This window comes from Neoaquamicrobium microcysteis, assembly GCF_008180155.1.
GTDB classification, from domain to species: Bacteria; Pseudomonadota; Alphaproteobacteria; order Rhizobiales; family Rhizobiaceae; genus Aerobium; species Aerobium microcysteis.
In genome coordinates this window covers 346221-355490 of record NZ_VSZS01000065.1, presented here as the reverse complement: position 1 = coordinate 355490, position 9270 = coordinate 346221, and the positions used below count along the sequence as shown (strand labels likewise).

At 63.1% G+C, this 9270-nt stretch carries 10 protein-coding genes; 8 read left to right on the top strand and 2 right to left on the bottom strand.

Features of this window, described 5'->3' with window-relative positions; translation table 11 throughout:
- The 5 genes from FY036_RS17090 to FY036_RS17070 all read left to right on the top strand — a co-directional run.
- A partial coding sequence (locus FY036_RS17090; RefSeq protein ID WP_148913256.1) for a 2-oxo acid dehydrogenase subunit E2 occupies window positions 1-113 on the top strand: 113 nt, incomplete at its 5' end.
- Between the two features lie 41 nt (window positions 114-154).
- Entirely contained in the window at window positions 155-796 is a 642-nt protein-coding gene (locus tag FY036_RS17085; protein ID WP_148915939.1) for an SGNH/GDSL hydrolase family protein, read from the top strand.
- Window positions 797-811: 15 nt separating this feature from the next.
- A complete protein-coding gene (gene lpdA, locus FY036_RS17080) occupies window positions 812-2251 on the top strand; it encodes a dihydrolipoyl dehydrogenase (RefSeq protein ID WP_148915938.1) in 1440 nt (479 codons plus the stop codon).
- 70 nt (window positions 2252-2321) lie between these two features.
- Entirely contained in the window at window positions 2322-3293 is a 972-nt protein-coding gene (gene lipA, locus FY036_RS17075; RefSeq protein ID WP_148915937.1) for a lipoyl synthase, read from the top strand.
- A 7-nt stretch (window positions 3294-3300) separates the two neighbouring features.
- Complete coding sequence (locus FY036_RS17070; protein ID WP_148915936.1) at window positions 3301-3777, top strand: type II toxin-antitoxin system RatA family toxin; 477 nt, start codon at window positions 3301-3303, stop codon at window positions 3775-3777.
- Here the strand turns inward: FY036_RS17070 and FY036_RS17065 are convergent.
- Together FY036_RS17065 and FY036_RS17060 are read right to left on the bottom strand one after the other, a co-directional pair.
- Window positions 3774-4265, bottom strand: coding sequence for a CinA family protein (locus FY036_RS17065; protein WP_148915935.1), 492 nt, complete (start codon window positions 4263-4265; stop codon window positions 3774-3776). The two genes, FY036_RS17070 and FY036_RS17065, sit on opposite strands and share 4 nt — an antisense overlap.
- Entirely contained in the window at window positions 4262-5458 is a 1197-nt protein-coding gene (locus tag FY036_RS17060) for a bifunctional 2-C-methyl-D-erythritol 4-phosphate cytidylyltransferase/2-C-methyl-D-erythritol 2,4-cyclodiphosphate synthase (RefSeq protein ID WP_148915934.1), read from the bottom strand. The genes FY036_RS17065 and FY036_RS17060 overlap by 4 nt, the downstream gene beginning before the upstream one ends.
- A 165-nt stretch (window positions 5459-5623) precedes the next feature.
- Here FY036_RS17060 and dusB point away from each other — a divergent pair, with 165 nt between their 5' ends.
- The 3 genes from dusB to ntrC are packed head-to-tail and all read left to right on the top strand — an operon-like array spanning window position 5624 to window position 9230.
- Complete coding sequence (gene dusB / locus FY036_RS17055) at window positions 5624-6649, top strand: tRNA dihydrouridine synthase DusB (RefSeq protein ID WP_148915933.1); 1026 nt, start codon at window positions 5624-5626, stop codon at window positions 6647-6649.
- Window positions 6646-7779 (top strand): two-component system sensor histidine kinase NtrB, encoded by a 1134-nt coding sequence (locus FY036_RS17050; RefSeq protein ID WP_148915932.1) that lies wholly within the window; start codon window positions 6646-6648, stop codon window positions 7777-7779. Before dusB ends, FY036_RS17050 begins: the two co-directional genes overlap by 4 nt.
- Window positions 7776-9230 (top strand): nitrogen regulation protein NR(I), encoded by a 1455-nt coding sequence (gene ntrC / locus FY036_RS17045; protein ID WP_148915931.1) that lies wholly within the window; start codon window positions 7776-7778, stop codon window positions 9228-9230. The genes FY036_RS17050 and ntrC overlap by 4 nt, the downstream gene beginning before the upstream one ends.
- Window positions 9231-9270 lie beyond the last annotated feature (40 nt).

Sequence of the window (9270 nt, the reverse complement as noted above, 5' to 3'; positions counted from 1 at the left end):
TGATGTCGGTGACGCTGTCGACCGACCATCGCGCCGTCGACGGCGCACTCGGCGCCGAATTGCTCGCGGCGTTCAAAAAGACCGTCGAAAACCCGATGTCGATGCTGGTCTAGCAACCGGGTCAGGAGAAAGGCCGCTCGCGCGGGTTTTGCCGATGAAGACCGTCCTCTGCTACGGTGATTCGATAACTTGGGGTTCAGATGCCGCGACCGGTGGCAGGCACGACTTTGCGGATCGCTGGCCGAATGTGCTGCAGAAGGCTCTAGGGCCAGACGTCGTCGTCGTCACGGACGGATTGCGCGGTCGCACAACCGCGTTCGACGAACATCTGGCGGCCTGCGACCGTAACGGCGTGCGGATCCTGCCCACGTCGCTCTACACGCACGCCCCCCTTGACCTCGTCATCATCATGCTCGGCTCGAACGACATGAAGCCTGCGATAGCGGGCACGGCGCTGGCGGCGCTTCAGGGTATGCGCAGGCTGGTGGAAATCGTCCGGTTGAACGCCACCCGAGACGGCTCTGCCGAGCCGCCCTCGGTGTTGATCGTCGCGCCGCCAGCCCTTTGCGAGACGGCGAATGCCGAGTTTGCGGCCATGTTTGCCGGTGGTGTCGAGCAGTCCCGCATGTTGGCAAGCCTCTATGCGGACCTCGCGGACGAATCCGGCTGCGGCTTCTTCGATGCCGGGTCGGTCGCGCAGACTACGCCGATAGACGGCGTGCATCTGGACGCCGAGAATACGCGCGCCATCGGCAAGGGGCTGGAGCCCATCGTGCGGATGATGCTTGGAATCTGATTGAGGAGAATGCCTGTGGCCCAGAGCTACGACGTCATCATCATCGGGGCAGGTCCCGGCGGCTACATCGCGGCGATCCGTGCGGCGCAGCTCGGCCTCAAGACCGCGATCGTGGAGCGTGAGCATCTCGCCGGCATCTGTTCCAACTGGGGCTGCATCCCGACCAAGGCCCTGTTGCGTTCAGCCGAGGTCATGCATCTTGCAAGCCACGCCAAGGATTACGGGCTCACTGTCGACGCCGTAAAGCCCGACCTGAAGGCTATAGTGGCACGCTCGCGCGGCATAGCGGAACGCATGAACGGCGGCGTCGGCATGCTGATGAAGAAGAACAAAGTCGATGTGATCTGGGGCGAAGCGAAGCTCACCAAGCCGAACGAGATCGTCGTCTCAAAATCCTCCAAGAAGCCTATGGAGCCGCAGGCGCCACAGCCCAAGAACGCGCTTGGCGAAGGCACCTATTCGGCCAAGCACATCATCGTCGCCACCGGCGCGCGCCCCCGCGCACTGCCCGGCATCGAGCCCGACGGCAAACTGATCTGGACGTATTTCGAGGCCATGGTGCCCGACGCCATGCCCAAATCCTTGGTGGTTATGGGCTCGGGCGCGATCGGCATCGAGTTTGCCTCTTTCTATCGCACCATGGGCGTTGATGTGACCGTCGTGGAACTGATGCCCCAGATCATGCCGGTCGAGGATGCAGAAATTTCGAAATTCGCGCAGAAGCGGCTGGAGAAGCAGGGGCTGAAATTCATCCTGGAAGCCAAGGTCACGAAGGTCGACAAGGCTGCCAACGCGGTAACCGCCCATGTCGAGAAGAAGGATGGGTCCGTCGAGAAGATCACCGCGGACCGCCTGATTTCGGCCGTCGGCGTCCAGTGCAACAGCGAGAATCTCGGGCTGGAGGCAATCGGCGTCAAGCTGGACCGGGGCGCCATCGCCATCGACGGTTACTGCCGCACCAATGTGCCGGGGGTCTACGCGATCGGCGACGTCGCCGGCCCGCCGATGCTGGCTCATAAGGCCGAGCATGAGGCCGTCATCTGCGTTGAGAAGATCGCGGGCCTCGACGTCCATCCGCTGGACAAGACTCTCGTGCCGGGCTGCACCTACTGCAATCCGCAGGTCGCATCCGTGGGCCTTACCGAAGCCAAGGCGAAAGAGGCGGGGCACGATATCCGTGTCGGCCGGTTCCCGTTCGTGGCCAATGGCAAGGCCGTGGCGCTGGGCGAGGATCAGGGTCTGGTGAAGACCGTATTCGACAAGAAGACCGGCCAGCTACTGGGTGCGCACATGGTGGGCGCGGAGGTGACCGAACTCATCCAGGGCTTCGTTGTGGCGATGAACCTCGAAACGACGGAAGAAGAGCTTATGCACACAATCTTCCCCCATCCGACGCTGTCGGAGATGATGAAGGAAAGCGTGCTCGACGCCTACGGCCGGGCATTGAACATGTAGCGCCGCGGGGGCGGGTTTCATTCCGCCCGCGCAAGGCCTATATCAGCCGGAAGACAAGGGTTTTTCCTGCATGGTCAACGTTCTCAATCTCGTAGACAAGCCGCGCCCGCGCCATCCGGAAAAGGCCCACCGGCCGGATCAGGAAGTGCTGCGAAAGCCGGAGTGGATCCGCGTCAAGGCTCCGGTTTCGAAGGGCTATCTCGAGACGCGGGACATCGTGAAGTCTCACCGGCTCGTCACCGTGTGCGAAGAAGCCGGCTGCCCCAACATTGGCGAGTGCTGGGACAAGAAGCACGCGACGTTCATGATTATGGGCGAGATTTGCACGCGTGCCTGCGCCTTCTGCAACGTCGCGACCGGTATCCCGACTGCGCTTGACCTCGAAGAGCCGACGAATGTCGCCAAGGCCGTGCGGCAAATGGCGCTGTCGCATGTGGTCATCACGTCGGTCGATCGCGACGATCTGGGCGATGGCGGCGCGCAGCACTTTGCCGACGTCATTCATGCGATCCGCGATGCGTCGCCTGAAACGACAATCGAGATCCTGACGCCGGACTTTCTGCGCAAGGACGCTTCTGGAGCGCTGGAAACCGTGGTGGCTGCAAGGCCCGACGTTTTCAATCACAACCTGGAAACCGTGCCGTCCAACTATCTGAAGGTCCGGCCCGGCGCGCGCTATTTCCACTCGATCAGGTTGCTGCAGCGGGTGAAGGAGATCGACCCCACGATCTTCACCAAGTCCGGCATCATGGTGGGGCTGGGCGAGGAGCGCAACGAAGTGCTCCAGTTGATGGACGATCTTCGCGTTGCCGACGTGGATTTCATCACCATAGGCCAGTATCTCGCGCCCTCGCGCAAGCACCACCCGGTGAAGAAGTTCGTGACGCCCGACGAGTTCAAGTCCTACGAGACGGTCGCCTATACCAAGGGTTTCCTGATGGTGTCGTCGAGCCCGCTCACCCGGTCCTCGCATCATGCCGGCGACGATTTCGCACGGTTGCGCGCCGCTCGGGAAAAGAAGCTCTCAGCCGCCGTAGCCTAGTCTGCCCATGCCCAGCTACGAAACCAAGCGGGTAGTTCCTCATTCGCCCGACCAGATGTTCGCGCTCGTCGCCGATGTCGAGCACTATCCAGAGTTCCTGCCGATGTGCGAGGCTCTTGCGGTCCGGTCGCGCCGCGAACGCGACGGGGTAACCCTGCTGGTGGCCGACATGACGGTTGGCTACAGGGCGTTGCGCGAGACCTTCACCAGCCAGGTCGTGCTGAAGCCCGCGGACAACCGCATAGACGTCAAATATATCGACGGGCCGTTCAAATATCTCACCAATCGATGGCGCTTCACGGAAACACCGTCGGGAGGGACCGAGATCGACTTCTACATCGATTACGAGTTCAAGAGCCGCGTTCTGGGCGCGCTCATGGGCGCGCTGTTCGATCGGGCATTCCGCATGTTTGCCGAAGCATTCGAAAAACGCGCCGATGCAGTGTATGGCAGCAGCCCCGCCGGTGCGGCATCGACAGGCTAGCGAGTCTCCAGCGCCGCTATCCCCAGTTCCAGCGCGGTCCTGACCGTCTCGCGGCGGATGAAATCGCGGCCGTTGTTCTCGAAAATCCGTCGCTCGGCAAAGGGCTCGCGTCCTTTCACCCCCACACCGAACCAGACGAGCCCGACCGGTTTTTCCGCGCTGCCTCCATCCGGCCCGGCTATGCCGGTGACGGCCAGGCTTATCCCCGCGCGGCTGTGTGCCAACGCACCGGCCGCCATCTCCAGCGCGGTCTCCCGGGACACCGCGCCATGCGCTTGGAGCGTTTGCGCCGTGACGCCGAGCATCTCCATCTTTGCTTCGTTGGAATAGGTGACGAAGCCGCGATCCACCATCGAAGATGAGCCCGGAATATCCGTGAGCAGCGCGATGATGAGGCCGCCCGTGCATGATTCCGCAGTTGCCGAAAGTATGCCGCGCGCCTGGCAGATATCGAGAAAGCGGCGGGCGAGGGGGGCCAGATCGCTCATTCCGGCAGTTCTCCGGGATAGACCACGGTCGCGGTGGCAATCGCGGCGATGCCTTCCTCGCGCCCTATGAAACCCAGCTTCTCGTTGGTCGTCGCCTTAACCGAAACGCGGTCCGGCGCAATGCCAAGCATCGCCGACAGCGCCTGCGTCATCGCCGTGCGATGCGGGCCGACCTTCGGCGCTTCGGCTATCAACGTGATGTCGGCGTTGGCGATACGGCCTCCCCGTGCGCGTACGATGCGTACTGCCTCTTCCACAAAGATGCGGGAGGCCGCACCCTTCCATTTCATGTCGGAGGGCGGAAAGTGCGTGCCGATGTCCCCGGCACCGCAGGTTGCCAGCAGCGCGTCAGTAAGGGCGTGAAGGCCCACATCGGCGTCGGAATGGCCGGAAAGACGCCTCCCGTGCGGGATGGGCACGCCGCATAGCATAACGTGGTCTCCGTCCTCGAAAGAGTGGACGTCGTAACCATTACCGGTGCGTACGTCCGGGAAGCCCGCTGCCGAAAGCCGCGCATTCGCCATCTCGATTTCCCTTGCCCATGTAAGCTTGACGTTATCGGCCGATCCTTCAACGAGGCGCACCGGGATGTCTGCCCACTCGGCAATGGCCGCGTCATCGGTAAAGTCGCTGCGGCCGGCTGAAAAGGCACGCTCGTGCGCGTCCAGGATCGCCGCGAACGGAAATCCCTGTGGCGTCTGGGCGGCAAACAGGCCTGCGCGCGGCACGGTGCCGGCCACGATCCCGCTCATGCCGCCCTTTTTCAGCGTATCCGATACCGGCATCGCCGGAAGGCTTCCGCAGCCATCGGCAAGCCCATCCACCACGCGGTCGATGAGGGAGGCATCGACGAAGGGCCGCACGGCGTCGTGAATGAGTGCAGCATCGAGGCCGCGCTCCACCAGCGACAGCAGCGCCAAGCGCGTGGAAGCCTGGCGCGTCGCGCCGCCATGCACGACGATGACCCCGGACGCCAGTTCGCCGGCGGCATCGCGAAAGAGTTCGCTATCGTCGGGATGGATGGCGACGGCGATGTCGCTGACGGCCGGATGATCGCGGAATGCCCGCAGCGTGCGGCGAATCACTGGCTCGCCGCCGATGCGCCGATACTGCTTGGGCCCCTCGCCGGACTGGCCGGCGCGTTCGCCGCGGCCAGCCGCAACAATCACCACCCCGATCCTGCCTGCCGCCATCTTTTGCCCGGGTTTCCCGTTGAAGTCGATCCACGCTTATGTGGCGGTTCCGCAATTTGCCAGCGCATTCGCTTTTCAGCGTGGTATCGCATCATTTCGCAGTTGCACAACGCTTCGTTTATGGTTAGGCGTTGTGCAGTATTCTGGATTGCTTGGTTTTTGTGCATGTCCGTTTCAGCAACCCTCGCCACGCCGCTCCATCTGGGCGGCGTCGAGATCGCCAACCGCATATTTCTCGCACCCATGTCGGGTATCACGGACGAGCCGTTTCGCAAACGGGCAGTTGCTCACGGCGCGGGGCTCGTCGTCTCCGAAATGGTCGCCAGCGGGGAGCTTGCAAAGGGCCGCCGTAACTCCGCGCTGCGCATTCGCCGCCCGGACGTGCCGGTCCATGTCGTGCAGCTTGCCGGGCGCGATGCCGAATGGATGGCTGAAGGCGCAAGGATCGCGGCGGGCGAGGGCGCCGATATCATCGACATCAACATGGGCTGCCCGGCAAAGAAGGTCACCGGTGGCTATTGCGGTTCGGCGTTGATGCGCGCGCCCGATCATGCGCTGTCGCTTATCCAGGCTGTCATCGGTGCCGTGGACATTCCTGTAACCGTCAAGATGCGGCTGGGGTGGGACGAGGATACGCTTAACGCGCCCGATATAGCGCGGCGCGCGGAAGCGGCCGGCGTGGCGCTCGTAACCGTGCATGGCCGCACGCGCTGCCAGTTCTACAAAGGAAGCGCCGACTGGCGCGCCATCAAACGTGTCAAGCAGGCCGTATCGATCCCGGTGGTCGCCAATGGCGATGTCCTGACCTTGGCCGACGCTTCGGAAATCGTTGCGCAATCCGGCGCGGATGCAGTGATGATCGGCCGCGGCCACTACGGCGCACCGTGGCTCGCAGGCTCGCTGGCCGCCGAGGCAGGCGGGAATCTCGCCCGAGGCGTTCCACGCCACGCGGCAGAGATTTCAGAATATATTTCAGCTCATTACGAAGACATGCTTACCTTTTACGGCGTGGAATCCGGGCTGCGGCAGGCCCGGAAGCATCTGGGGTGGTATCTGGATCGCCACGCGCCGCACGTTGCCCCGAACACACGCCGCACCATCATGACCTCGACCGAACCGCACATGGTGATCGATGCGATACGCATCGCCTTTTCCGAGAATGCGGAAGCAATGCTGCGGAGCGCCGCATGACCACGCCTTTTCCCGCGGGGATGGACCCGGCCGCTATCGTTCTCAACACGATTCGCCACCCTGTCATCATGGTGGCGCCTGACGGGCGGATCGCGTTCGCCAATGCCGATGCCGAAGATTTCTTCCGCTCCAGCGCCGCGATGCTTGCGCGCGATGGGCTGGAACGCTTCGTTCCCTTCGGAAGCCCGCTGCTCACGCTTGTGGAACAAGTGCGCGAGCGCCGCGCGCCTTTCAACGAGTATCGCGTGGATATCTCGTCGCCCCGTCTAGGCCCCGAGAGGATCGTCGATCTCTACGTCGCCCCTGTGCCGGAACTGCCCGGCCATGTCGTCGTGATGTTCCAGGAACGGTCGATGGCCGACAAGATCGACCGGCAGATGACCCATCGGGGTGCCGCGCGGTCCGTGACCGGCCTGGCCGCGATGCTGGCGCACGAGATCAAGAACCCGCTGTCGGGCATCAGGGGTGCGGCACAACTTCTGGAAACCGTTGTTTCCGATGAAGACCGTGCGCTGACGAGACTGATCACCGACGAAACGGACCGCATCGTCTCGCTGGTCGATCGCATGGAAGTGTTTTCCGACGAGCGGCCGATCGATCGCTGGCCGGTCAACATCCACGTCGTGCTCGACCATGTGAAGGCGCTGGCACGCAACGGCTTTGCCAACCGCATCAAGATCATCGAGGACTACGATCCCTCGTTGCCGCCGGTCTACGCCAACCGCGACCAACTCGTGCAGGTGTTCCTCAACCTCATCAAGAATGCCGCCGAGGCCATTGGCAGCGATCCGAACGGCGAGATCACGCTTTCCACCGCGTTCCGGCCCGGGATAAGGCTTTCCGTGCCGGGCACGCAGGACCGTGTTTCGCTGCCGCTCGAGTTCTGCGTGCACGACAATGGTTCGGGTGTGCCGGACGATATCCTGCCGATCCTGTTCGATCCCTTTATCACCACAAAGCCCAACGGCTCAGGGCTCGGTCTGGCTCTGGTGGCCAAGATCGTGGGGGAGCATGGAGGGGTGATCGAATGCGACTCGTCGGCGCGGGGAACCACGTTTCGCGTGCTGATGCCGGCCTGGAGGGAGCCACGTAGCGCGGAGGAACCTGTCGAAGAAGGAAGTGCTGCATGAGCATGCGCGGAAACATTCTCGTAGCCGATGACGATGCGGCGATCCGGACCGTTCTCAACCAGGCGCTGTCCCGCGTCGGCCACGATGTGCGGGTAACGTCGAACGCATCGACGCTGTGGCGCTGGGTGGCGGCGGGCGAGGGCGACCTCGTCATCACCGATGTCGTGATGCCGGACGAAAACGCCTTCGACATGCTGCCGCGCATCAAGAAGGCGCGGCCCGACCTACCGGTCATCGTCATGAGCGCGCAGAACACGTTCATGACCGCGATACGCGCTTCCGAGACGGGCGCGTACGAATACCTGCCAAAGCCCTTCGACCTCACCGAACTGCTTACCATCGTCAATCGGGCGCTTGCGGAGCCCAAGCGCCACGTCACCGAAATTCGAGGTGAGGAACAGCCGGACCCGATGCCGCTGGTCGGTCGCTCGGCCGCCATGCAGGACATATACCGCATGCTGGCGCGCATGATGCAAACCGACCTGACCGTGATGATCACCGGCGAGTCGGGCACCGGCAAAGAGCTGGTGGCGCGCGCGCTCCATGAATACGGGCGTCGCCGTAACGGCCCCTTCGTGGCGATAAACATGGCGGCCATTCCGCGCGACCTGATCGAATCGGAACTGTTCGGCCACGAGAAGGGTGCGTTCACCGGCGCGCAAAATCGATCGACGGGCCGCTTCGAGCAGGCTGAGGGCGGCACGCTATTCCTCGACGAGATCGGCGATATGCCGATGGAGGCGCAGACGCGGCTTCTGCGCGTGCTGCAGCAGGGCGAGTACACGACTGTCGGCGGGCGCACGCCCATCCGCACCGATGTGCGTATCGTGGCAGCGACCAACAAGGATTTGCGGACGCTCATAAACCAGGGCCTATTTCGCGAGGACCTGTTCTACCGACTCAACGTCGTCCCGCTTCGCCTGCCGGCGCTGCGCGAGCGGTCCGAGGATGTGCCTGATCTGGTGCGCCATTTCTTCAAGTTGGGCGAGAAGGAAGGTCTGCAGACCAAGCGGATTTCGGCAGGCGGCATCGAGTTGATGAAGCGCTATGGGTGGCCGGGCAACGTACGCGAGCTGGAAAACCTCGTGCGCCGCCTCGCAGCGCTCTATCCTCAGGATGAGATCACGTCCGAGATCGTCGAAACGGAATTGCGTGCCGCCGAATCGGCACCCACCGCCACGTCGGCTTCGATGCTGCCGGACGATGTCACCATCAGCCAGGCGGTCGAGCATCACCTCCAGCGCTACTTCGCCAGCTTCGGCGGGGACCTGCCGCCGCCGGGGCTTTATCAGCGCGTTCTGGCAGAGGTGGAATATCCGCTGGTGCTCGCCTCGATGACTGCCACGCGCGGCAACCAGATCAAGGCCGCGGAGCTTCTTGGCTTGAACCGCAACACGCTTCGCAAGAAAATCCGCGAGCTGGGTGTAAACGTCTACCGCGCCTCCAAATAGCCATTTCCACCGCCAAACAGGGTTTCGAGGCGATGTGCTT

What these genes read in the sequence shown, in the direction of transcription:
- FY036_RS17085 (WP_148915939.1), top strand. Translation starts at nt 155, where the DNA reads ATGAAGACCGTCCTCTGCTACGGTGATTCGATAACTTGGGGTTCAGAT.
- lipA (WP_148915937.1), top strand. Translation starts at nt 2,322, where the DNA reads ATGGTCAACGTTCTCAATCTCGTAGACAAGCCGCGCCCGCGCCATCCG.
- FY036_RS17070 (WP_148915936.1), top strand. Translation starts at nt 3,301, where the DNA reads ATGCCCAGCTACGAAACCAAGCGGGTAGTTCCTCATTCGCCCGACCAG.
- FY036_RS17065 (WP_148915935.1), bottom strand. Translation starts at nt 4,265, where the DNA reads ATGAGCGATCTGGCCCCCCTCGCCCGCCGCTTTCTCGATATCTGCCAG.
- FY036_RS17060 (WP_148915934.1), bottom strand. Translation starts at nt 5,458, where the DNA reads ATGGCGGCAGGCAGGATCGGGGTGGTGATTGTTGCGGCTGGCCGCGGC.
- dusB (WP_148915933.1), top strand. Translation starts at nt 5,624, where the DNA reads ATGTCCGTTTCAGCAACCCTCGCCACGCCGCTCCATCTGGGCGGCGTC.
- FY036_RS17050 (WP_148915932.1), top strand. Translation starts at nt 6,646, where the DNA reads ATGACCACGCCTTTTCCCGCGGGGATGGACCCGGCCGCTATCGTTCTC.
- ntrC (WP_148915931.1), top strand. Translation starts at nt 7,776, where the DNA reads ATGAGCATGCGCGGAAACATTCTCGTAGCCGATGACGATGCGGCGATC.